Annotated in this window: 21 protein-coding genes; 12 read left to right on the top strand and 9 right to left on the bottom strand. The window is 60.6% G+C overall.

The genetic code is table 11. From position 1 onward, the window contains the following. Positions 1–61: 61 nt before the first annotated feature. Together CO657_RS15815 and CO657_RS15810 are read right to left on the bottom strand one after the other, a co-directional pair. The gene (locus CO657_RS15815; RefSeq protein ID WP_054182914.1) at positions 62–1,222 is read right to left on the bottom strand and encodes a coiled-coil domain-containing protein; all 1,161 of its coding nucleotides are present in this window, start codon (positions 1,220–1,222) and stop codon (positions 62–64) included. 117 nt (positions 1,223–1,339) lie between these two features. Beyond that, positions 1,340–1,927: a DUF1134 domain-containing protein gene (locus CO657_RS15810; RefSeq protein ID WP_003590525.1), complete on the bottom strand. Its 588-nt coding sequence runs from the start codon at positions 1,925–1,927 to the stop codon at positions 1,340–1,342. A gap of 194 nt (positions 1,928–2,121) precedes the next feature. On the opposite strand from CO657_RS15810, the gene chpT reads away from it, so the two are divergent. After that, positions 2,122–2,772, top strand: coding sequence for a histidine phosphotransferase ChpT (gene chpT / locus CO657_RS15805; protein WP_003590527.1), 651 nt, complete (start codon positions 2,122–2,124; stop codon positions 2,770–2,772). 120 nt (positions 2,773–2,892) lie between these two features. Further along, entirely contained in the window at positions 2,893–3,255 is a 363-nt protein-coding gene (locus CO657_RS15800; RefSeq protein WP_003566026.1) for a response regulator, read from the top strand. 207 nt (positions 3,256–3,462) lie between these two features. Here CO657_RS15800 and ctrA read toward each other — a convergent pair whose 3' ends face one another. After that, positions 3,463–4,164, bottom strand: a complete 702-nt coding sequence (gene ctrA, locus CO657_RS15795) for a response regulator transcription factor CtrA (RefSeq protein WP_003542362.1) — start codon at positions 4,162–4,164, stop codon at positions 3,463–3,465. 435 nt (positions 4,165–4,599) lie between these two features. Between ctrA and CO657_RS15790 the strand changes: the two genes are divergently transcribed. Next, on the top strand, positions 4,600–4,950 hold the full coding sequence (locus tag CO657_RS15790) for a hypothetical protein (protein WP_003566024.1): 351 nt from the start codon (positions 4,600–4,602) through the stop codon (positions 4,948–4,950). Positions 4,951–5,100: 150 nt separating this feature from the next. Here the strand turns inward: CO657_RS15790 and CO657_RS15785 are convergent, their stop codons facing one another. Continuing rightward, complete coding sequence (locus tag CO657_RS15785; protein ID WP_054182913.1) at positions 5,101–5,379, bottom strand: GNAT family N-acetyltransferase; 279 nt, start codon at positions 5,377–5,379, stop codon at positions 5,101–5,103. Positions 5,380–5,441: 62 nt separating this feature from the next. On the opposite strand from CO657_RS15785, the gene CO657_RS15780 reads away from it, so the two are divergent. Beyond that, a complete protein-coding gene (locus CO657_RS15780; RefSeq protein WP_184697133.1) occupies positions 5,442–5,987 on the top strand; it encodes a paraquat-inducible protein A in 546 nt (181 codons plus the stop codon). 20 nt (positions 5,988–6,007) lie between these two features. Here CO657_RS15780 and sciP read toward each other — a convergent pair whose 3' ends face one another. Further along, positions 6,008–6,283 carry a CtrA inhibitor SciP gene (gene sciP / locus CO657_RS15775; RefSeq protein ID WP_007533628.1) on the bottom strand — a complete coding sequence of 92 codons (276 nt, stop codon included), beginning with the start codon at positions 6,281–6,283 and terminating at the stop codon, positions 6,008–6,010. 397 nt (positions 6,284–6,680) lie between these two features. On the opposite strand from sciP, the gene CO657_RS37130 reads away from it, so the two are divergent. Continuing rightward, the gene (locus tag CO657_RS37130) at positions 6,681–6,824 is read left to right on the top strand and encodes a hypothetical protein (protein ID WP_174293577.1); all 144 of its coding nucleotides are present in this window, start codon (positions 6,681–6,683) and stop codon (positions 6,822–6,824) included. Between the two features lie 508 nt (positions 6,825–7,332). On the opposite strand, the gene CO657_RS15765 is transcribed toward CO657_RS37130, so the two are convergent. Both CO657_RS15765 and cysQ read right to left on the bottom strand, forming a co-directional pair. Then, positions 7,333–8,058 carry a sugar transferase gene (locus tag CO657_RS15765; RefSeq protein WP_054182911.1) on the bottom strand — a complete coding sequence of 242 codons (726 nt, stop codon included), beginning with the start codon at positions 8,056–8,058 and terminating at the stop codon, positions 7,333–7,335. 531 nt (positions 8,059–8,589) lie between these two features. Then, positions 8,590–9,387, bottom strand: a complete 798-nt coding sequence (cysQ, locus tag CO657_RS15760) for a 3'(2'),5'-bisphosphate nucleotidase CysQ (protein ID WP_054182910.1) — start codon at positions 9,385–9,387, stop codon at positions 8,590–8,592. Positions 9,388–9,924: 537 nt separating this feature from the next. Here cysQ and CO657_RS15750 point away from each other — a divergent pair. From CO657_RS15750 to CO657_RS15725, 6 genes are all read left to right on the top strand, one after another. Then, on the top strand, positions 9,925–10,827 hold the full coding sequence (locus CO657_RS15750) for a branched-chain amino acid ABC transporter permease (protein WP_003590537.1): 903 nt from the start codon (positions 9,925–9,927) through the stop codon (positions 10,825–10,827). A gap of 4 nt (positions 10,828–10,831) precedes the next feature. Then, complete coding sequence (livM, locus tag CO657_RS15745; protein ID WP_054182909.1) at positions 10,832–12,223, top strand: high-affinity branched-chain amino acid ABC transporter permease LivM; 1,392 nt, start codon at positions 10,832–10,834, stop codon at positions 12,221–12,223. Continuing rightward, positions 12,223–13,098, top strand: a complete 876-nt coding sequence (locus CO657_RS15740; RefSeq protein WP_054182908.1) for an ABC transporter ATP-binding protein — start codon at positions 12,223–12,225, stop codon at positions 13,096–13,098. Before livM ends, CO657_RS15740 begins: the two co-directional genes overlap by 1 nt. After that, a complete protein-coding gene (locus tag CO657_RS15735) occupies positions 13,098–13,841 on the top strand; it encodes an ABC transporter ATP-binding protein (RefSeq protein WP_197283885.1) in 744 nt (247 codons plus the stop codon). The genes CO657_RS15740 and CO657_RS15735 overlap by 1 nt, the downstream gene beginning before the upstream one ends. Before the next feature lie 19 nt (positions 13,842–13,860). Further along, on the top strand, positions 13,861–14,214 hold the full coding sequence (locus CO657_RS15730; RefSeq protein WP_003590546.1) for a DUF6867 family protein: 354 nt from the start codon (positions 13,861–13,863) through the stop codon (positions 14,212–14,214). Between the two features lie 120 nt (positions 14,215–14,334). Then, entirely contained in the window at positions 14,335–15,459 is a 1,125-nt protein-coding gene (locus CO657_RS15725; protein WP_003590548.1) for a branched-chain amino acid ABC transporter substrate-binding protein, read from the top strand. Between the two features lie 185 nt (positions 15,460–15,644). Here CO657_RS15725 and CO657_RS15720 read toward each other — a convergent pair whose 3' ends face one another. Both CO657_RS15720 and CO657_RS15715 read right to left on the bottom strand, forming a co-directional pair. Next, positions 15,645–16,562: a response regulator transcription factor gene (locus tag CO657_RS15720; RefSeq protein ID WP_054182907.1), complete on the bottom strand. Its 918-nt coding sequence runs from the start codon at positions 16,560–16,562 to the stop codon at positions 15,645–15,647. Then, complete coding sequence (locus CO657_RS15715) at positions 16,555–19,944, bottom strand: hybrid sensor histidine kinase/response regulator (protein ID WP_054182906.1); 3,390 nt, start codon at positions 19,942–19,944, stop codon at positions 16,555–16,557. Before CO657_RS15715 ends, CO657_RS15720 begins: the two co-directional genes overlap by 8 nt. Positions 19,945–20,121: 177 nt before the next feature. Here CO657_RS15715 and CO657_RS15710 point away from each other — a divergent pair, with 177 nt between their 5' ends. After that, the gene (locus CO657_RS15710; RefSeq protein WP_054182905.1) at positions 20,122–22,026 is read left to right on the top strand and encodes a phosphatase PAP2 family protein; all 1,905 of its coding nucleotides are present in this window, start codon (positions 20,122–20,124) and stop codon (positions 22,024–22,026) included. Positions 22,027–22,158 lie beyond the last annotated feature (132 nt).

Genomic DNA, 22,158 nt, shown 5'->3' with positions numbered 1-22,158 from the left:
GCGCTTTCGTCCTTTGCATGTCGTTATCCCGGAGCCGCTGCACACCGCCGAGCGGCATGTATTAGCGCTGGGGATCGGCGATGATGGCGGCCGCCCGGTCGGCAAGACTGACGCGATCACTCGGGGTCTTTTCTGTCGCATTCGGCAAAAGAGTGCGGATCGGCGAGGAGGGGCCCTCGTTGAGGGCGGTCAGCGCCACCATGTTGGCGGCGATCGAGGCGATTTCCTCACGGATCTCCCCATCGCGTCCGGTCACCGTCTTTGCCTTCTGCAGGCGCTCGGCAAGGGCGGCGCTGCGCTTGCGGACATCCTCGCCGATCTCAGACGTGACAACAGCGGTGTCCGGCATGGATGTTGTCGTATCTTCGGCCGTCTGTTCCGCCGGCGACTCCGCAACCGTCCCGGCAAGGCCGGCGTCGCGCAGCACGCGGTTGACCTTGCGGATCTCGGCATTGGCGGCCTTCAACTGATCCTTCACCTTGGCGATCTCCTGCTGGCGGCGAGCGACCAGGGCTTCCTTTTCGGCGGCGGAAGCGCTGTCGCGCGCGGCCTTGTCCTCCAGGCGGATCACCATGTGCTGCTGCTGCGTCAGTTTCTGTTCGGCATCCTTGGCGCGCTTCTGCAGCAGGTTGACGTCCTGGCGCAACGTGTCTCGTTCGTCGCGCAACGCGTTGGCGCGGAATTTCAGGCTCTCCGCCTCGGTTTCGCGTGCGGCCAGATCGATCCTCAGCCCATCGGTCTGTTCACCGAGCTTGCTCAGCCGCGTCCGCATCGTCGCCAGTTCGCTCTCCTTGTTGGCCGCGGACTGTTCGGCAATATGCAGATTGGTCTTCAGCTGACTGATATAATTCTCATCCTTGCGCAGACGCGAGCGCTGCTCGGCAGCCTCGACATGCATCTCGCCGATCTGGGCCTGCAATTCGCCGATCTCGGCGGCAAGCCTGCCGGCATCGACGGCGAGCGCGTCGTGGCGAAGCTGGAGCGATAGGGATTTCTCGCGCTCACGCAGCAGGTCCTGGGTGGTCCGGGCGTTTTCGGCGGCATAGAGCGCGCGCACCATATCCTTTTGGGCGCGAACCTCCTGCGGGCTGAGCGGCATGGTCGCCTTCAGGCGGTTCTCGGTATACCAGACGATACGGCGGTGAACGGCGGGCGAGACCAGAAAGACGAGGAAGGCCGCGGTCAGGAAGCCCAATCCGAACAATAGAGCGTATTCGATCACGGCGCGGCCATCGATTCGAAGGTTGATAAGAGGTCAGCCGCGATGATTAAGCACGCATGACGCATATGGGCAAGGCCGCCGATGCGGACGGCGGCGCTTTCCAGCGGCTTTGCCGCCTTAGAAGGGGTTCCAGGTCGGCGCCTGGGTGATCTTGAGATAGCCGACATTGACACCAAGGCGGGCGCCGACGCCGGTGCGGATCGGCACGACCAGCACGTCGTTGTTCTTGAGCAGGGTCATGCCGAAGCCGGCGATCACATAGGCCGAGCCGCTGACGCCGCCGAAGCGGGCATAGATGCCGTTGACCGAGGGCAGGTCGTAGACCAGCATCATCACGCGTGAGCCTTGGCCACCGTAATCGAGGCCGAGCGAGGGACCCTGCCAGTAGAGATTATGTTCGCCGGCGTTCTTGGTGTTCAGCTGGCCTTCGCCGTAGGTAAGGCCGGCGATGAAGGCGCCGCCGCCTTCCTGTCCGAGAATGTAGCCATTCGGCAGGCCGTATTTCTGGAAGGCACTCTCGACGACTTTGGCAAGCCCGCCGCTGGCGGAGCCGAAGAAGGAGTGGCCGGCATCGACGATTTCCTGCATCGTGTACTGGCCGTTATCCTGGGCGGAGGCAGGTGCGGCGACCATCAGCGAGGAAAAGACGAGGGCCGAAAGCAACCTGCAGAAGCCGATCAATCGGTGCGGAAATCGAGGGCGCATGGTGTCATCCGTTCGTCGTTTGGCTGGAGCGGGCAACCGCTCGCGGCGATTGGTGCATTTTGCGCCGATGATCTTAACAATCGGTTTACCAAATATGGTGTCATTATGGCACCGAATACGATCGCAAACTTCGCGCAATTTTGATGAAGCATATTCGCGGGCGCGATGAAATTGCCGCCCCTCAGGAGACGATGATGTCCAAGAACCTTAATCTCACCTTGGCCGGCCCGGATCTGGCCGCGCTTCTTTGCAGCCGCGTTTGCCACGATGTCATCTCACCGGTGGGTGCGATCAATAATGGGCTGGAACTCCTGGATGAGGGTGGTGCCGACGCCGATGCGATGGACCTGATCCGCACCAGCGCGCTCAACGCTTCGGTCCGCCTGAAATTCGCACGCCTCGCCTTCGGGGCATCGGGGTCTGTCGGCGCTTCGATCGATACCGGCGAGGCCGAGCGTGCAGCCAAGGATTTCGCCGTCGCCGAGAAAAAGACCGAGGTGATCTGGAACGGGCCGCGCGCTATCGTCGCCAAGAATCGCGTCAAGCTGCTGCTCAACCTGTTTCTCGTTGCCTATTCGGCAATTCCGCGCGGCGGCGTGCTCGAGGTAACGCTTGAGAATCCCGAGTTCGATGCCAGGTTCAAGCTCACGGCCAAAGGCAAGCTGATGCGCCTGCCGCCGAAATTCGTCGAGATCTCGACCGGCACGATCGAGGAAGCGATCGACGCGCATTCGATCCAGCCCTATTACACTGTGCTTCTGGCGCAGGAGTGCGGAATGACGCTTGATCACAGCGCTAGCGCCGAAGAACTGGTGTTCACGGCAGTGGCCGCGGCGGCGGCCTGATTTCGAGATTGGACGGGTGTCTTAGCCCGTCCGGTAACGATTCGTTAGCCTGATGGACCTATCCTCCAGGGTTGTAAGAGGCCTCTTGCTGCGACGAATGCGAGGGGCAAAGGAGCGCCCATGCAAAGGTTCATGATCACCGATAATTCGGATATCGTCCGCAAGGTCGGCAAGCGCATTCTCTCCGAACTCGATTTTCTCGTCAGCGAGGCCTCCAACGCCGGCGAGGCGCTGCAGCGCTGCCAGACGGAGCTGCCGGAATATCTGATCGTCGATTCCGGCATGGAAGGGGCCCTCGATCTCATCGCCGCTATCCGCGCCATGGATGGTGGCAAAGAGGTCAAGATCTATTACTGCGTCGTCGAGGCGGATCTGAAGAAGCTGATGGCGGGCAAACGGGCCGGCGCCACCGACTTCCTGCTGAAGCCGTTCGACCGCAAGATCCTGACCGCCGTCTTCGGAAACCGCGCGATCGCTGCCTGACAGCAGGCCTCCCTCCCATGCAGCCTCGCCGAACGCGCAAGCACGTTCGGCCGCCGGGTACTCCGTTTTCTTGATTGAAACGGAGAAGGTTCGACCGCTTGTCCAACCAGATCCTTTTATTAACGCGTCTTCTCACTGCCAGGCAGAAACGAAAAATCCCGCCGGAAGGGCGGGATCTTCGTTATCCGACAAGGGGAATCGGAAATATCAGGCGGTTTCGGCGTATTCGGCGCCATCCGGCTCGCGCAGAACGTAGCCGCGGCCCCAGACGGTCTCGATGTAGTTGGCGCCGCCGGCAGCGTTGGCGAGCTTCTTGCGGAGCTTGCAGATGAAGACGTCGATGATCTTCAGTTCCGGCTCGTCCATGCCGCCGTAAAGGTGGTTCAGGAACATTTCCTTGGTGAGGGTGGTGCCCTTGCGGAGCGAAAGCAGCTCCAGCATCTGGTATTCCTTGCCCGTCAGGTGGACGCGCTGGCCACCGACTTCGACCGTCTTGGCGTCGAGGTTGACGATCAGTTCGCCAGTCATGATGACCGACTGGGCGTGGCCCTTGGAGCGGCGGACGATGGCGTGGATACGGGCGACGAGCTCGTCCTTGTGGAACGGCTTGGTCATGTAGTCGTCGGCGCCGAAGCCGAGGCCGCGAACCTTGTCTTCGATGCCGGCCATGCCCGACAGAATGAGGATCGGTGTCTTGACCTTGGACAGCCGGAGCGTGCGAAGCACTTCATATCCGGACATGTCGGGCAGGTTCAGATCGAGCAGGATGATATCATAATCATACAGCTTGCCCAGATCGACGCCTTCTTCACCGAGATCGGTGGTATAAACATTAAAACTTTCTGATTTCAGCATCAACTCGATGCTCTGCGCCGTCGCGCTATCATCCTCGATGAGTAGTACCCGCATAATTATCCCCTTTACCGCCGCCGAAAGGTGGTCTGGCCCCCTACACGATACCGAACACGCTACGTGATTTGGAAGCTGCCACGAAATGGTTAACAAATTCTAATTCACTCTGGCAAGGAGTATCGAATTTATTAAATATTTTTTCCATTTCTCTGTTTTCCAATAGGAATCTCAAATGGCGCTCTTCATCTTCAACATTAGGAAAATGCGCTAAGTGATTCATCCGACTCGCCAATGAAAAGGTTCGAACTTAATGCCGCGGCATTTACCGACCCTTAAATCATCGGGCCTATCATTAACGATGCCCGTAAACGAAAGGTTACCAGCGGTAGGTATTTGTTAATATCGCAGGAAATTTTTTAGCAAACCGTGTCAAAGCGGCGCGCAGGGCGGTTTCAAGTTGAGCCGGGGTCTCGCATCACGGGAGTAATGCGTATGAAGTCGCGAGAGAGTCTCGTTCGCCTGAAAGAGTTTCAGGTGAACGAAAAACGACGTCAATTGCAGCAGTTGCAGATGATGATGTCCGAATTCGAACGGATGACGAAGGATCTGGAGAGCCAGATCGTCGTCGAGGAAAAGAAGTCCGGAATCTCAGATCCGAATCACTTTGCGTATCCGACCTTCGCCAAGGCCGCGCGTCAGCGGGCCGACAACCTGCAGGTTTCGATCAAGGAACTGAAGATGCAGGAAGAGTCGCTGGAAATGGCGCTCGAGGAGATGCAGGCGGAATATGCAAGGGCGACGGCGCTGGAAGAACGTGACACCAGCGCCCGCGCAAGGGCGTAAAAAACGGCGGGCGCCGGCTTCGGCGCCCTGGGATCGCCACTGAGAAGCCATGTATGACGGGCGCGCTGTCCGTCATACATGGCTTTTGGTGTTTCGCCGTTTTACACTCCATCACCCACTCGGAAATCGCAGCCGTTTGGGCAGCAAAGATCAGTTCACGACATCGTGCCATTCCGGATGGCGTTGCGCCTGTGCCTTGAAGAATGGGCAGAGCGGGATGATCTTCCAGCCGCCGGTCCGGGCCGCCTCCACTGCGTGCAGCGCCAATGCCTGGCCGACGCCCTTGCCGCGCAGCGCATCGGGAACGGCGGTGTGATCGACGATGACGAGTTTCGCCGATGTGCGTGAATAGGTCATCTCGGCTTCGTGCCCTTCGACCCCGGTCGCATAACGGCCGCCGGAAGCGCCTTCCTCGTTTCGAATGTCCATTATCTTTCCTCGCTGAGGGATGGGGATATTGTCGTCGGCGACGGTGACACGGCGACGCGATCATGCCAAGCCGGCAAGGCGATTGCTGGAGGAGACGGAGTGTTCATGAAAAATGTCGGGTCGGCGCGAGGTTCGTGCCTATGAGGGCGCTTTCGATGATCCGCCCCGTCCTGCTCGTCGCCGCGCCATTCCTCCTGGCGCTCGGCCTCATCCTGCCGCTGGTCCGTTTCGAGACGCTGTATTTCTTCGATCGGACCCCGTCGCTCATCGAAATCGTCGTCTCGCTCTGGCAGGGCGGGGATGGGCTGCTGGCGGCGATCGTCGCATTGGTCTCGATCGTGCTTCCGCTTTTGAAGATGATCGGGATCTCCGCGGAAGCAGCAGGTGCCGGCGGCGGGGCCGGCAGCCTGTTTTATCGTCGCGTCGTGCCGCATCTGTCCAAGTGGTCAATGATGGACGTGCTGCTGGTCGCGATCGTCATTGCGGCGGCGAAGACAACGGGGTTGGCGGATGCCTTCACGCAGCCGGGCCTTTGGTGCTACGCGGCCTCGTCAATGATTTCGGGCCTTCTTCATTCCCTGATGGGAGATGCGTCCGGCCCGAAATAAATCTCGATGATGGCGTGCGATCAGTGGCGGTATTGCTGGATGCGCGTGGTGCGCAGGCCGGCGAGACCGTGGCTGTTGATCGACGATTGCCAGGAGAGAAACTCTTCGACGGTGAGCGTATAACGCTCGCAAGCCTCTTCCAAGCTCAACAGGCCACCGCGAACAGCCGCGACAACCTCTGCCTTCCGACGGATCACCCAGCGCCGCGTATTGGGCGGCGGAAGATCCGCGATCGTCAGGGGGCTGCCATCGGGGCCGATGACATATTTTACTCGGGGACGTATCATTTCGGTCATTGGACTCTCTACACAACGCAAGACCACGGACGTCACTCTAGCCTGCCACATTTAAAAATTGCCTAAGCTCATCGTAAGACTTTGATAACAAATTTAGATGCCCCGAGGCCCCTGGCGATATGGGATGGCCATCTGCCGCCCCGTCAACTTGGGGCGGCCTGAATGGAGGCTTGCCGAATAAATATGATTGATTTCTCGCGATAAGTTTTGCCGTACCGGGCATAGGGATGAGCGTGAGACATCGTCCCGCTGGTTCAATCCAGCGCGCGCTTTTGATGCCTGTGAGCTCGGGATGCGGGGCACAAGCCGTGTCTGCCGATGCCCCGGCAGGGCCTCTTACTACCGACAACGAGGTCAGGCTGAAGCGGGCCCTACGTGGTATGAAGATGAAAAGTAGATGAGCATGCGCGCGGTGATTGCATTGAGCATACTGGGTTTTTTGCCTTCGCAGTCAGGTCGCGATGGGATCTCGCCGAACGGCGGCAAGGAGCGGCTCGGCAAGATCGCGAGGCTTGCGGGCTTCGGTTTTTATCTGCTCTGAGCTTTCCCAGGAGGTTTTGGCACGGCTCTCACGGAAAACCAGCTGACTGGCCGGAAAGCCTAATCGGTTTTTTTACCGGTCCGGCGATTTTCTTGTCTTGAGGTAGATGTGAGCGCAAGAAGGCGGACGATCGAGGCCGATCTTCAGCGAGGCGGGCGGCGCAAAAAAAGCACCTTCAACCCGCTTTTTCAGATGTACGCCTCGAAGAATATTTTCGCCTTCGCGCCCGCACGACGCTGACCTGAAACAATACATCTTCGCTTTCGGACGGATGTTTCACGCCCGCACGGGCGCAGGCGATGGTGCGCCTGGCGCGAAATCGGATGCCTGCGCTGGTCGCCGGCAAAGCAGCGACGAGATCGCGATCACTCTCGAATTCTTGTCGCATATGGGTTTGGGTTATTTGAAGTGTGCGATGCGCAAGCTCGATTCGGTCAGCCGCAGGAGGCGGTCACCGGAGCGGTCGGGTACCGGCTGCTCTTAAGCTGCCGGCACCTTTCTCAAAAGCTTAGAAGCCTTTTCCGCGGGTCAGCTCGGACACGACGGTGCCGGCAATGATGCGGATATCCATCCCGATCGAAAAATTTCCGACGTAGTAGAGATCGCTCACAATGCGGGCACGTGCCTTGGCCGGACGATCGGTCGGGCCGCGCAGGCCGCGCATCTGGGCAAGGCCCGTCATGCCGGGGCGCATGGCGTGGCGCTGATGGTATTCCGGGACAAGCTCTTCGTAGAGCATGCCGCCGGCGCGCATGCCGATTGCATGGCAGCGCGGACCGACGACGGACATGTGGCCCATAAGCACGTTCAGCAGCTGCGGCAGCTCATCGACATTAGTGCGGCGCAGGATGGCACCGACGCGGGTGATGCGCGGGTCGTTCTTCACCGTCTGGGCAACACCCGAGACATCGCAGAGATCCGTGCGCATCGAGCGGAACTTGTAGACCTTGATGGTCTTGCAGTTCTTGCCCCAGCGGGTCTGCTTGAAGAGCACCGGTCCCGGGCTGTCGAGCTTGATCAGCAATGCGACGAACAGAAGGAAAGGCGCAAGGACGAGGAGGGCGCTCAACGACGAAACGATGTCGAACGCCCGCTTCAGGGTAAGATCCACCCACGACGCCTGGGACGCGTCGCTATGGATAACGGGGGTCTGGATCTTCAGGCTCGGCTGCTGGCGGCGGCTCGGCCTAAAGGACTCAGTCGAAATGCTGTTGTTTAGTTCCGTGATGCTCAAGGATCGTACTCTGTTGTCTTCGAGGGGTGCGGCGGCAATAGGCGATCAATGGTTTACCCTGTCACCAGGGCTGCACTCAGGTCTTGGTAACCCTACTAAAACGGAAAAATGCGACAATTGTGTAATGGTGTCCAGAGAAATATCGCATCGCAATAAATCTTTCGCATCTGCGTTAAGTTGAGGCAACCTCATGATATTTCGTTAATAATTGGAATTTCGTCAAGGTTTTTAGGCCTTTGGCGAGGGCTTCCGGGGGTGGTCGGACGTGTTGTTTCGGCACGCGACCGACCCTCGTCCGGCGGTATTGTTAACGAGTTCCGGCATGAAATTTTTCTGGCTGGGACGCTCGATCGTTCCCAAACTGTGTCACAATATGACAAAATCAAGGCGAGACGGGTAACGATCCGGCGCGGGAAAACGGAAAAACGGGGTTCAAACCGAGAATCACCGGCCGTTTGCGAATCACTCTTAGACCGGCCGCCGAGGCCCGGTCGCGTGGATAGCGGCGAGTTCGGGGATGCAGGGGATGGGCTACGCCGGTTCAAGCACGCGTTTCGTGCCGCCCCAGGAGATGAAGTTCGGATTGGCGAAGTCGAAATCGGCTGCAGCACCCGTCTTGCCATAGGTCAGCGGCGCTCCGTCGAGCGTCACCGTCGAGCCGCCGGCGGCGCGCAGCACCGCATCGCCCGCCGCCGTGTCCCATTCCATCGTGCGGGTGAAGCGCGGATAGACGTCGGCCTTGCCTTCGGCCAGCAGGCAGAATTTCAGCGAGGAGCCGATATTGGTGCATTTGGAGATTGCGTGGTGGGCGAGGAAGCTTCCAGTCTCGGGGCTGTTGTGACGGAGGCTGGCGAGCGCCAGCCTGTCGTCCGGCTGTTCGCGCACGGTAATTGCACTGCGTGCACCGACGGTGAAATCGTCGGTGACCACGAGCCTTTCGGCGTGGCCGCGTTCGCCCAAGAAGGCAAGACCGAGTGCCGGGGCGTAGACGATGCCGGCCAGCGGGGCGCCGTTCTCTATATAAGCGATGTTGACGGTGAATTCCTGCCGTCCGTCGACGAATTCGCGCGTGCCGTCGAGAGGATCGACCAGGAAGAAGCCGCGGCCGGCGATGTCGGGCACTTTTCCGGCGGCTACCGATTCCTCCGCCACGACCGGTATTTCAGGATAATCTCTGGCGAGATGCGCGAGGATGATGCGTTCTGCCTCCTCGTCGGCGACCGTGACCGGACTTGCATCCGCTTTCATGGCGACGGGGAAGCCTTCGCGCAGGACCGTAATAATGGCCTTGCCGGCTTCGAGGGCCGCCCTTTCAAATGTCCTCAGCATTGTCCTTTTGCCGTTCGCCACGCGGGCCGAGCGCCCCACTGTCGCTCGTCCGCAAACCATCCCTGTCACCAGATCCTCGATATGGTGTTTCCCATCGCGCTCTGCATCCCCTAACGCAGTGTCATGAAGCTACCATAAGTTTTCAGCCTTGTCAGACGAAGAAGGGGCATCCTGATCTGAAATGGTATTCGCAAAATTGGTGGGGTTAGGGTGTGAATTTGCGCCATCTTCCAATTCTATGGAATAGCTTACGCGCCAAGCGGGCAAAGGAAATCGCCGACCAAATCTCCGAACCGTTAACTCAGTGGCAGTTTCTGATCAAAAATAGGCCTTTCTTTGCCGATTTTCTGTGGATTTTGGTTCAAAATGCGCCACTTAGGCCTGTTCCGACAAGAATTTGTCGGAGTAAATCCTTTTTGTCTTCACATTTCCACCGAAACCGGTATGCATTCGGCCTATGAGGTTCTCTGAAACGGGGAACCAAAGAACCAAAAAGAGATGCAGCCCGTGCGGTTCGCATCCAGGGGAAAACGACATATGGAGTATTTCGTCCAGCAGCTCTTCAACGGGCTGACGCTCGGATCCATCTATGGCCTTGTGGCTATTGGCTATACGATGGTTTACGGCATTATCGGCATGATCAATTTCGCCCATGGCGATATCTTCATGCTCGGTGGTTTCGCCGCTCTTATCGTCTTTCTCGTCCTCACATCCATCTTCGCAGGTCTCCCCGTGGCAGTTCTGCTGCTGGCGATGCTTGTCGTAGCGATGCTGATGACGAGTTTGTGGAATTGGACGATCGAGCGCATCGCATACCGCCCGCTGCGCGGTTCTTTCCGCCTCGCGCCGCTGATCACCGCGATCGGCATGTCGATCGTGCTGTCCAATTTCATCCAGGTGACGCAGGGTCCGCGCAACAAGCCGATCCCGCCGATGATCAGCTCAGTCTATCAGTTCGGCAACATCTCGGTGTCGCTGAAACAGATCGTCATCATCCTGATTACGGTCGTGCTGCTCGCCGTCTTTTGGTATATCGTCAATCGTACAGCACTTGGCCGCGCCCAGCGCGCCACGGAGCAGGACCGCAAGATGGCGGCGCTGCTCGGCGTCAATGTCGACCAGACGATTTCCATCACCTTCGTCATGGGTGCGGCGCTGGCTGCCGTCGCCGGCACGATGTATCTGATGTATTATGGCGTTGCTTCGTTCGCCGACGGCTTCACGCCGGGTGTCAAGGCATTTACGGCAGCCGTTCTCGGCGGCATCGGCTCATTGCCGGGCGCGGTTCTTGGTGGATTGATGATCGGCCTGATCGAATCGCTGTGGTCGGCCTATTTCACCATCGCGTACAAGGATGTCGCGACCTTCGCCATCCTCGCTTTCGTGCTGATCTTCAAGCCGACGGGTATCCTCGGACGGCCGGAAGTCGAGAAGGTATAACGTCATGGCAAACATTGAAAATTCTGCAGGCAAGCCCGATACCGGACTTGTCCGTAAAGGCCTTACCGAAGCCCTTTTCGCCGCCGTCCTGTCGTTCGGCATGTTCGTTCTCTATGTCGGCCTCAAGACCGACCAGAACATCAATAACGAGTTGATCATCGTCCAGCGCTGGGGGCTGCTTGCGGTCTTCGTCGCTGTCGCCGCGATCGGCCGCTTCGCCACGGTGGTTTTCCTGCGGCCACATCTCGACAGCCGCAAGCTGGCAAAGGCGAGACAGGGCGAACTCGCCATCTCAACCGAGAAGAGCTTCTTCCACCGGCATTTCCTAAAGATCGCGCTGATCGCGCTGCTGCTTTATCCCATGGTGGTGGTGGCGATCAAAGGTCCGCAGGGGTCGCTGACATATGTCGACAATTTCGGCATCCAGATCTTGATCTATGTGATGCTTGCCTGGGGGCTGAACATCGTCGTCGGCCTCGCCGGTCTTCTCGATCTCGGTTATGTCGCTTTCTATGCAGTCGGCGCCTATTCCTATGCGCTGCTTTCGAGCCATTTCGGCCTGTCCTTCTGGGTTCTCCTCCCGCTCTCCGGCATTTTCGCCGCACTTTGGGGCGTTATTCTCGGCTTTCCGGTGCTGCGCCTGCGCGGCGACTACCTTGCCATCGTGACGCTCGCATTCGGCGAAATCATCCGCCTTGTGCTCATCAACTGGACGGATGTCACCAAGGGGACTTTCGGTATCTCGAGCATTCCCAAGGTGACGCTTTTCGGCATTCCCTTCGACGCGACGGCCGGCGGCTTCGCCAAGCTCTTTCACCTGTCGATGTCCTCGGCTTACTACAAGATCTTCCTTTTTTACCTCATTCTGGCGCTCTGCATGCTGACCGCCTACGTGACCATCCAGCTGCGCCGCATGCCGATCGGGCGCGCCTGGGAAGCGCTGCGCGAAGACGAGATCGCCTGCCGCTCGCTCGGCATCAATACGGTGACGACCAAGCTCACGGCCTTTGCGACGGGAGCGATGTTTGCCGGTTTCGCCGGCTCCTTTTTTGCTGCCCGTCAGGGTTTCGTTTCGCCGGAATCTTTCGTCTTCTTGGAATCGGCTGTGATCCTCGCCATCGTCGTCCTCGGCGGCATGGGTTCTCTAACCGGGATTGCGATCGCCGCAATCGTCATGGTCGGCGGAACCGAGCTGCTGCGCGAAATGGACTTCCTGAAAGTGATTTTCGGGCCGACGTTCACGCCAGAGTTGTACCGCATGCTGATCTTCGGCCTCGCCATGGTCGTGGTCATGCTGTTCAAGCCGCGCGGTTTCGTCGGTTCGCGTGAACCGACCGCCTTCCTCAAGGCGCGCAAGGCAATTTCCGGAAGCTTCATCAAGGAGGGCCATGGTTGATGAGCCTCGTCACCAACACCATGTCCAGCGATACGCTTCTCAAGGTCGAACACCTGTCGATGAAGTTCGGCGGCCTGATGGCCATCAACGACTTCTCCTTCGAAGCCAAGCGCGGCGATATCACCGCGCTGATCGGGCCGAACGGCGCCGGCAAGACCACCGTCTTCAACTGCATCACTGGCTTCTACAAGCCGACGATGGGCATGATCACGCTTAACCAGAAAAGCGGCAAGCAGTACCTGCTCGAGCGTCTGCCGGACTTTCGCATCACCAAAGAAGCCAAGGTGGCGCGCACCTTCCAGAACATCCGGCTGTTCTCCGGCCTGACGGTTCTCGAAAACCTGCTCGTCGCCCAGCACAACAAGCTGATGAAGGCGTCAGGTTATACGATCCTCGGCCTCGTCGGCATCGGTCCCTACAAACGGGAGGCGGCCGCATCGATCGAGCTGGCGCGCCATTGGCTAGAAAAGGCCGATCTGATCGACCGCGCCGACGATCCGGCAGGCGATCTGCCCTACGGCGCCCAGCGGCGTCTCGAGATCGCCCGCGCCATGTGCACCGGCCCCGAGCTGCTTTGCCTGGACGAACCGGCCGCCGGCTTGAACCCGCGGGAATCGGCGACCCTCAATGCGCTGCTACAGAGCATTCGTGCCGAAACCGGAACATCTATCCTGCTTATCGAGCATGACATGTCGGTGGTCATGGAAATCTCCGACCACGTCGTCGTGCTCGAATACGGCCAGAAGATTTCCGATGGCACGCCGGATCACGTGAAGAACGATCCGAAGGTCATCGCGGCCTATCTCGGTGTCGAGGATGAGGAAGTGGAAGAGGTGATCGCAACCGTCGAGCAGCTCGAAGGAGGCGCAAACTGATGGGCGATGAAGTAATGACGGATCAAGCGCTCCTTCAGGTGAAGGGCGTCGAAACCTATTATGGCAATATTCGTGCGCTGGCCGGCATCGATGTCCACGTCAACAAGGGCGAGATCGTCAGCCTGATCGGCGCCAACGGCGCCGGCAAGTCGACGCTGATGATGACGATCTGCGGCAGCCCGCAGGCCCGGACCGGCTCGGTCGTCTTCGAGGGCCGCGACATCACCCGCATGCCGACCCACGAAATCGCCCGTCTGCGCATAGCGCAGTCGCCTGAGGGACGCCGCATCTTCCCGCGCATGACGGTTCTGGAAAATCTCCAGATGGGCGCCGGCCTCGACAATCTCAAATACTTCGCTGAAGACGTTGAGAAGATCTTCACGCTCTTCCCGCGCCTCAAGGAACGCCACGCCCAGCGCGGCGGCACGCTTTCGGGCGGCGAGCAGCAGATGCTGTCGATCGGCCGTGCGCTGATGGCGCGGCCGAAGCTACTGTTGCTCGACGAACCCTCGCTCGGCCTTGCGCCCCTGATCGTCAAGGGCATCTTCGAGGCGATCCGCAAGCTCAACGAACAGGAAGGCCTCACCGTTTTCCTCGTCGAGCAGAACGCGTTCGCTGCGCTGAGGCTTTCGCACCGCGCTTACGTGATGGTGAACGGCAAGGTGACGATGAGCGGCTCCGGCAAGGAACTGCTCGCCAATCCTGAGGTCCGCGCCGCCTATCTCGAAGGCGGAAGACACTAGCTCGAAGGGAGAGTTTAACATGCAGGGACTTTTCTTCGAAAGCGATACCGGTGCCCGCTTGATCATCCGCGCGATCGTCGTGCTGATCGGCTTCTGGACGGCCTGGCGCGCCGGCAAGGCGGTTGCCGAAGGCTGGAGCGACTATCCGCTGACAGTTGTCTACACTTTCCTGCTCGCCTGGGCGATGCAGTTCCTGCATCACGCCCTGTTCGATGGGCCGATGCTCAGCGCTCTCTTCTACGGCATCGATTTCGTGACGCTGCTGGTCTTCTCGACCGCCGGCTTCCGCTTTCGCCGCACCAATCAGATGGTCAACAACTATTACTGGCTGTACGAAAAAACTTCCGCGTTTTCGTGGAAGGACAAACATTGACAGTCCGTTGAAACTAGGCATGAATTGCCTTCAGAGTGGAACAGCTTTCCTGGCGCAGTCAATGGTGGGTAGTGCGCTGGGCCTTGGACCGGAACCCGCCCAAAAATTGGGAGTAACAATATGAAGAAGTCTCTTCTGTCGGCGGTGGCTCTGACGGCGATGGTCGCCTTCAGCGGCAACGCATGGGCCGACGTTCTCATCGCTGTCGCTGGTCCGCTGACCGGCCCGAACGCTGCGTTCGGCGCTCAGCTCCAGAAGGGCGCCGAGCAGGCGGCCGCCGATATCAACGCGGCTGGCGGCATCAATGGCGAGCAGATCAAGCTCGAGCTCGGCGACGACGTCTCCGACCCGAAGCAGGGCATTTCGGTCGCCAATAAATTCGTTGCCGACGGCGTCAAGTTCGTCATCGGCCACTTCAACTCGGGCGTTTCGATCCCGGCTTCGGAAGTCTATGCCGAAAACGGCATCCTCGAAATCACTCCGGCTGCTACGAACCCGAAGTTTACGGAACGCGGTCTCTGGAACACGTTCCGTACCTGCGGCCGTGACGACCAGCAGGGCGCCATCGCCGGCAAGTATCTTGCCGATCACTTCAAGGACGCCAAGATCGCCGTCGTTCACGACAAGACACCTTACGGTCAGGGTCTTGCCGACGAAACCAAGAAGGCGATGAATGCTGCCGGCCTGACGGAAGTCATGTACGAAGGCATCAACGTCGGCGACAAGGACTTCTCGGCCCTCATCGCCAAGATGAAGGAAGCCGGCGTCTCGATCATCTATTGGGGCGGTCTGCACACCGAAGCCGGTCTCATCATCCGTCAGGCCGCCGATCAGGGCCTGAAGGCAACGCTGGTTTCGGGCGATGGTATCGTTTCGAACGAACTGGCCTCGATCGCTGGCGACGCCGTTGCCGGCACCCTGAACACCTTCGGTCCTGATCCGACACTGAACCCGGCCAACAAGGAACTCGTCGAAAAGTTCAAGGCTGCCGGTTTCAACCCGGAAGCCTACACGCTTTATTCCTACGCTGCGATGCAGGCGATCGCCGGTGCCGCCAAGGCTGCCGGTTCGGTCGATCCTGAAGCCGTCGCCACGGCCATGAAGGAAAAGGGCCCGTTCACGACGGTTCTCGGCGACATTTCGTTCGACGAAAAGGGTGACCCGAAGATTCCTGGTTACATCATGTACGAATGGAAGAAGGGCGCAGACGGCAAGTACACCTACGTGCCGCAGGAGACTAAGTAAGCTTAGCTTGCTTATTGGTACCATGATCTGATGGAAGCCCGGTTTTGGCCGGGCTTCTTTCGTTCTGTGGGGAACTGAATTTCCGTCCGTCTCCGTGCCGCTTATCTGGCGCCGACGATTTCCGTCAATTGCCGGCCCTCACGAAGGTCCTCGGCAATCCCGGTGGCGATGCCGCCCAATATCCCTCACATCTCGTGCAGTACATGCGTGGCCTTGACGGCGGCCGATGCCCGGTTCTCGACGCCGAGCTTCACGTAGATCTGTTCGAGGTGCTTGTTCACCGTGCGCGCCGACAGTCCCAATATTTCGCCGATGTCGCGGTTGGCCTTGCCCTTGGCGATCCAGAGCAGCACTTCGGATTCGCGCTGGGTGAGCGAGAAGCGCTGGCGCAGCATCTCGTCGTCGCTGCGCTGATTGGCGGCGGTCAGGCGGAAGAGATATTCATCCGGGCCGATCGCGCCGAGAAAAGCAAGCTGCAGTGCCGCCTGGCCGGCATGGGCGATGGAGATGATGCCGTCGCGCACGGCGGCTGCACGCTCGCGCATCCAGCCGGCGATATGGCGGACGACGATTTCCATGCCCTCGTCGCTGCCCATGGCGGCATTGACCAGCCGTGTTGCCTGCGGCGTCGACCAATGGATTGCGCCGTCGCCCTTGACCGCCAGCAGATGGCGGCCGGCCGCGTCGAGCGCCACGCGGGCGCTTTGCGCCGAGCGGGCATTGCGCAGATGGACACGGATGCGGGCGCGCAGCTCGTCGATATTGATCGGCTTGGCGAGATAGTCGACGCCGCCGGATTCCAGCGCGTGCACGACATGCTCGGTCTCGGTCAGGCCGGTCATGAAGATGACGGGCACCTGCGCCACCGCCGCATTTGCCTTCAGCTTGCGGCAGGTCTCGAAGCCATCCATGGCGGGCATGACGGCGTCGAGCAGGATGAGATCAGGTGTGATGCGCTCGACGATGCCAAGGGCTGCCGCGCCCGATGTGGCGATCAGCACGGAGAAGCCGGATTGTTCGAGCGCGTCGGTCAGGAAGCCGAGCGCTTCGGGCGAGTCGTCGACGAGCAGAACGATGTCGCGGGGCAGGGCCGGCTCAGCCAATGGATTCCACCTTTTCGTCGAAGTCGTGCAGGAAGGTCATGAAGCCGGCGAGATCGAAGACGGCGACATAGGCGTAGAGTTTGTCGGTGAATGGCTGATTTGCTTCCACCTTGGCAAGGTCCGAAAGCTTGGCCTCGATGCCTCTGATATAGCCGATTTCGCCGAGCCGCAGCAATTCCTGCACATGGGCGGCACCCGGGCTCAGCATCGGCGCTTCGGTCTTCACAGGAAGGGCTGCTGCAGCAGCGTCGGCGTAGAGCCATGTCAGGCCAAGATGCAAAGCCAGCTTGTCGCGCAGCTGGCGGATGTCGACCGGCTTGCCGATCGCATCATTGTGGCTGTCGTCGCTGTCGCTGAGAACGGCCGCGTCGCCGATATTGGCCGAAAGCATCAGCATCGGCGCCGTCTGGCCGGCCTCGCGCAGACGCGAGACGAGCTGCCAGCCGTTCATGCCGGGCATCAGGATATCGACGAGGAAAAGATCAGGCATGATGCCCTCGATCAGCGTCAGGCATTCGGCGCCGCCTGCCGCCGTCAGAACGATGAAATCGAGAGGCGCCAGGATTTCGCGCATCATCTCGCGATGATCTTCGTTATCGTCGACGACAACCACCGTGCGGCGCGGGCCGTCATATCCGGCGATGCGCTTTTCTTGTGGCGCCGCGGCCACGGCGCGCATGACCGCCGATAGCATGAGGCGGACGCGGAACGTCGAGCCCTCGTCCTTGACGCTTGAAACCGCAATCTCGCCGCCGAGCGTGTTGGTCAGAAGCCGGGTGATGGTGAGGCCGAGGCCGAGGCCCGGCATCGGCCGCACGCTTTCGGCCTCGCCGCGCTGGAAGGGTTCGTAGATGCGCGTCAGATCCTTTTCCGTGATGCCGCGGCCGGTATCGGTGACGGTGAAGGTCGCAACCTGGCTGCGATAGGCGACATCGAAGGTGACGCTGCCCTCGTCGGTGAATTTGATGGCATTGGAGAGCAGGTTGACGAGGATCTGGCGCAGCCGTTTTTCATCGGTGCGGACAAATTGCGGCAAGGCCGGCGCGCGCTCGTGGGTGAAGGCAAGCCCTTTTGCCTGCGCCTGCGGGCGGAACATGTCGACGATCTGATCGAGGAAATCCTGGATGTTGATCTCATTGGAATAGACCTGCAGGCGGCCGGCCTCGATCTTGGAGATATCGAGCAGGCCGTCGATCAGGCCGGAGAGGTGCTCGGCACTGCGACGGATAACCTTGATCGAGGATTGGCGCGGCGCCGGGATGGTTTCGTCGCGCTCGAGGATCTGGGCATAGCCGAGCACAGCGTTCAGCGGCGTGCGCAGTTCGTGGCTCAAGCCCACGACATAGCGGCTCTTGGCGCGGTTGGCAGCCTCGGCCGTTTCCTTGGCGCTCTGCAAGGCGGTATCGGTCTTCTTGTGGGCGGCGATCTCTTTGAGCAGCAGCGTGTTCTGGCGCGAGGATTCCTCCTCGGCGACGACGCGGCTGTCATGGGCGAGCACATAGAACCAGCAGACGACACCTGAAATCACCGAGAAGACGAAGAAGACGATGAGGATGGTGCGGTTGACGACCTCGGCCGTCTCAGGCGAGCCGGCGGCGACCTGATGGGCGATCATCGCCAGGATCGCGCCGATGGCGGTCAAGGCCAGCACGACGGCTATGCCGTAGCGGCCGAGGCGCGTCGTCAGCTTGCCAAGCACAGTCTCCGGCAGCAGCGCCTTGGCGACGGTGCCGACCTGGGCGTTGAGACGGGCGGCCGGCTTGCACATGTCGTGGCAGCGGCTGTCGAGCGAGCAGCAGAGCGAACAGATCGGCGCGGCATAGGCCGGGCACCAGGCCATGTCCTCCGGCTCGAAGGGATGCTCGCAGACGGAGCAGGTGATGCTTGTCAGGTTCTTCCAGCTGTGGCGCGGCTTGCGGGCGAGGTAGAACCTGCCTTTCGTCGCCCAGGCAAGCGCGGGCGAGGCGATGAGCGCGATGACGAGGGTGATATAGGGAGCGAGCGAGGCGGCCGTCGCGCCGAAGGCGCCGAAATGGGCAATCAGCGATACCGTCGCCGACAGCGTCATGGCGCCGAGCCCGACCGGGTTGATGTCGTAGAGATGGGCGCGTTTGAACTCGATGCCGGGCGGCGCAAGGCCAAGCGGCTTGTTGATGCAGAGATCGGCGGAGATTGTGCAAAGCCAGGCCATGGCGATGATCGAGAAGATGCCGAGCGTCTCCTCCAGCAGCCGGTAGATGCCGAGTTCCATCAAAAGCAGGGCGATGGCGACGTTGAAGACCAGCCAGATGACGCGGCCGGGGTGGCTGTGGGTCAGCCGCGAGAAAAAGTTCGACCAGGCGAGTGAGCCGGCATAGGCATTCATCACGTTGATCTTCAGCTGCGAGACGACGACGAAGGCTGCCATTAGCAACAGCGCGGCATTCTGCCAGGGGACCATGTAACCGAAAGCGGTCAGATACATCTGCGCCGGGTCGGCGGCGCGATCGACCGGCACGCCCGAGGCCAGGGTCAACACGACCAGGAACGATCCCGCAAGCAGCTTCGGCGCGCCGATGACGACCCAGCCGGGGCCGGCGAGAAAGACAGCGAGGCGATGGCGCCACTTGCGCCGCGGCTCCGGCGGCAGGAAGCGCAGGAAGTCGGCCTGTTCGCCGATCTGCGACATCAGCGCCAGGATGACGGCGGAGGCGGCGCCGAACTCCACCAGATTGAAATCGGCGACGGTGCCGGGCGGCCCTGAGGCATGGCGGATGCCGGCAAAGGCGCGCCAGAGATCGAATTTCTCCCAGTCCATGAAAGCGATGAAGATGAAGGGCAGGATGTTCAGCACGATCCAGAAGGGCTGTGTCATCAGCTGGAACTTGCTGATCAGCCGCACGCCGTGCGTCACCAGCGGGATCACCATGACGGCGCTGAGGATGTAGCCGATCCAGAGGGGGATGCCGAGGGTGAGTTCCAGCGCCCCGGACATGATCGACGCCTCGATCGCAAACAGCATGAAGGTGAAGCTCGCATAGATCAGCGAGGTGATGGTCGAGCCGATATAGCCGAAGCCGGCGCCGCGGGTCAGAAGATCGATGTCGACGCCGTGGCGGATGGCGTAGCGACTGATCGGCAGGCCGATCGCCAGCATGGCGATCGAAGCGACGATAGTGGCATAGAAGGCGTTGGTGGTGCCGTAGGAAAGGGTGATGGCGCCGCCGATCGCTTCCAGCGCCAGGAAGGAGATCGCGCCGATCGCCGTCTGGGCGATGCGCTGGGAGGAGAAATGGCGGGCGCTCTTTGCGGTGAAGCGCAGCGCGTAATCTTCCAGCGTCTGGTTGGCGACCCAGCGATTATATTCGCGTCTTACCGGAATGATGCGTTGGCGCGCTGCCATGTCTTCCTTCCGGCATTCCGGTTGGCCTATCGTCTCGAAACAGTTTTGGCGGGATGGGTGAGAAAGGCAAGGGCGGAGCACTGGCAGATTCACGGAACCGCCATATTTTTGAAGCCGGTCTGTCACACTAGGCCTCTAACTCTCCCGCCGTTCCTTCAACCATTTCAGGTATCACCTATGTCTGTTTCAAGCTTTTTCCGCCTGAGCACCGCCCTCGTCTGCCTCGTTTCGATCGTGCCGTCGCTTGCCGTCGCCGAGCAGGCCACGGCGGCGAAAGCGCCTTATGCCGAGACGGGAAACACCAACAAGCGCGGTGACGCCTGCTTCTCGACGGTGGACACCAATGCCGCCGTTCATCTTCTCTCCGGTTTCCTCGAAGTCTGGACCCCGCGCACGCCATTCGTCGATGCGGGCGTCGAAGCGCCGGCCAAAGACAATTGCCCGGCGGTCGCCAAGACGGATTGGGATGGCATTCCCGCCAGCAAGACCGACGGCCAGATCGTCAACCAGGCCGTCCATGATGCGAACATCGCCTATGCCGTCAAGGTGACCAAGGCGCGGACGGCCGAGCAGGCCGTGGCCGCCTACCTGGACGACCGGCGCGGCAAGAATACCAGCATCGTCGACGGCCTCGGTCCTCTGACCGATGCGTGGAAGGCCGGCTCCAAGCAGACCACCACGATCACCGAGGTGGCCGCCGATGCGACGACGGTCAAATATGACGACAAGGGCAACAATCGCGGCGCCGGCAGCAAGCCCGACACCGAAAACAAGACCGATGCCAATCCGGACATGGGCCTTGCAATCGACTTCATCAACGCCGCCAGCGGTGATGGCTCGACGGAGCCCGCCAAGCGCTATTTCAAATATGGCCGTCCCTACCGCTGGAGCCAGGACGTCTCGGTCGTCCCGACGCTCGAGTCCGCCAAGAGCGGCAAGCCGGTCGAGGACGGCGGCTTCCCGAGCGGACATACGGCGGAAGCCTGGCGGGATGCGCTCGCCATGGCCTATCTCGTGCCGCAGCGCTTCCAGGAAATGATCACGCGCGCCAGCGAGCTGGGTGAGGACCGCATCCTTGCCGGCATGCATTCCCCGCTCGACGTGATGGGCGGCCGCATGCTCGGTACCGCGACGGTCGTCTACAATCTGAACAAGGCCGACAATGCCGGGCTGAAGAGCGATGCTTACGCCCAGGCACAGTCCTGGCTGATCGCCAAATCCGGCGTTGCCGATACGGGCGCGCTCGAAGTCGCCGCGCATGCGGCGCCGATCGCCGCGGACCGTTTTGCCAATCATGACGCCAATCGCGCCTACGTGCTGCAGCGCCTGAGCTACGGCCTGCCGACGATCCATCCGACCGATCAGCCGGCCCGCGTGCCGCAGGGCGCCGAAGCGCTTCTCGAAACGCGTCTGCCCTATCTCGACGGCGAGCAGCGCCGTGAGGTGCTGAAGACGACCGAGATCGCGTCCGGCTATCCGCTCCTCGACGACGCGGAAGGTTATGGCCGCCTCAACCTGTTTGCCGCCGCCGACGGATACGGCGCCTTCGACCAGGATGTGACGGTGACGATGGATGCGGCAAAGGGCGGCTTCGATGCGATCGACAGCTGGCGCAACGACATCGGCGGCAAGGGCAAGCTGGTGAAGCGCGGCAGCGGCATCCTCGGACTATCGGGCGCCAACAGCTATGCCGGCGGCACCGTGCTCGAAGAGGGCACGCTGGTGGCCGGATCGTCCTCGGCTTTCGGCAGCGGGGGACTGACGGTCGATGGCGGTTCGCTCGTTGTGGCGGCCGACAAGCCGCTGACGGTCGGCGGCGACTATCAGCAATCCGCCAATGCGACGGCGAAACTGGCGCTCGGTGCGAACGGCGTCGGCACGCTTGTTGTCGAGGGCAAAGCAGCGCTGGCCGGCGATCTCGACGTGACGCTTGCCGATGGTTTTGTCCCGGCGGCCGGAACGAAGATCGAGATCCTGAAGGCAGGCACCCTTTCCGGCACCTTCGGCAAGCTCACCATCTCCGGCCACAAGGGGAGCCTCTCTTACGGCCCGACCTCCGTCACCCTGACGATCGAAGGATAGTTTTCTTTCCGAACCAAGAGGGCATTCCCAATTGCGGGGATGCCCTTCGCTGTCCGGCCTGTTCGTTTGCCCCCTGCACCTACGTCATTTTGCGTATGTGATTTTGCGATGCAGCACCCGATAGTCCCCTCG

It is taken from the genome of Rhizobium acidisoli (assembly GCF_002531755.2).
GTDB classification, from domain to species: Bacteria; Pseudomonadota; Alphaproteobacteria; order Rhizobiales; family Rhizobiaceae; genus Rhizobium; species Rhizobium acidisoli.
This window is presented reverse-complemented; position numbering and strand designations above follow the sequence as displayed.

Excerpts from the sequence above, each read along its gene's own strand:
- CO657_RS15810 (WP_003590525.1), bottom strand. The coding sequence starts at position 1,927 with ATGCGCCCTCGATTTCCGCACCGATTGATCGGCTTCTGCAGGTTGCTT.
- chpT (WP_003590527.1), top strand. The coding sequence starts at position 2,122 with ATGTCCAAGAACCTTAATCTCACCTTGGCCGGCCCGGATCTGGCCGCG.
- CO657_RS15800 (WP_003566026.1), top strand. The coding sequence starts at position 2,893 with ATGCAAAGGTTCATGATCACCGATAATTCGGATATCGTCCGCAAGGTC.
- ctrA (WP_003542362.1), bottom strand. The coding sequence starts at position 4,164 with ATGCGGGTACTACTCATCGAGGATGATAGCGCGACGGCGCAGAGCATC.
- CO657_RS15790 (WP_003566024.1), top strand. The coding sequence starts at position 4,600 with ATGAAGTCGCGAGAGAGTCTCGTTCGCCTGAAAGAGTTTCAGGTGAAC.
- CO657_RS15785 (WP_054182913.1), bottom strand. The coding sequence starts at position 5,379 with ATGGACATTCGAAACGAGGAAGGCGCTTCCGGCGGCCGTTATGCGACC.
- CO657_RS15780 (WP_184697133.1), top strand. The coding sequence starts at position 5,442 with ATGCCAAGCCGGCAAGGCGATTGCTGGAGGAGACGGAGTGTTCATGAA.
- sciP (WP_007533628.1), bottom strand. The coding sequence starts at position 6,283 with ATGACCGAAATGATACGTCCCCGAGTAAAATATGTCATCGGCCCCGAT.
- CO657_RS37130 (WP_174293577.1), top strand. The coding sequence starts at position 6,681 with ATGAGCATGCGCGCGGTGATTGCATTGAGCATACTGGGTTTTTTGCCT.
- cysQ (WP_054182910.1), bottom strand. The coding sequence starts at position 9,387 with ATGCTGAGGACATTTGAAAGGGCGGCCCTCGAAGCCGGCAAGGCCATT.
- CO657_RS15750 (WP_003590537.1), top strand. The coding sequence starts at position 9,925 with ATGGAGTATTTCGTCCAGCAGCTCTTCAACGGGCTGACGCTCGGATCC.
- livM (WP_054182909.1), top strand. The coding sequence starts at position 10,832 with ATGGCAAACATTGAAAATTCTGCAGGCAAGCCCGATACCGGACTTGTC.
- CO657_RS15740 (WP_054182908.1), top strand. The coding sequence starts at position 12,223 with ATGAGCCTCGTCACCAACACCATGTCCAGCGATACGCTTCTCAAGGTC.
- CO657_RS15735 (WP_197283885.1), top strand. The coding sequence starts at position 13,098 with ATGGGCGATGAAGTAATGACGGATCAAGCGCTCCTTCAGGTGAAGGGC.
- CO657_RS15730 (WP_003590546.1), top strand. The coding sequence starts at position 13,861 with ATGCAGGGACTTTTCTTCGAAAGCGATACCGGTGCCCGCTTGATCATC.
- CO657_RS15725 (WP_003590548.1), top strand. The coding sequence starts at position 14,335 with ATGAAGAAGTCTCTTCTGTCGGCGGTGGCTCTGACGGCGATGGTCGCC.
- CO657_RS15715 (WP_054182906.1), bottom strand. The coding sequence starts at position 19,944 with ATGGCAGCGCGCCAACGCATCATTCCGGTAAGACGCGAATATAATCGC.
- CO657_RS15710 (WP_054182905.1), top strand. The coding sequence starts at position 20,122 with ATGTCTGTTTCAAGCTTTTTCCGCCTGAGCACCGCCCTCGTCTGCCTC.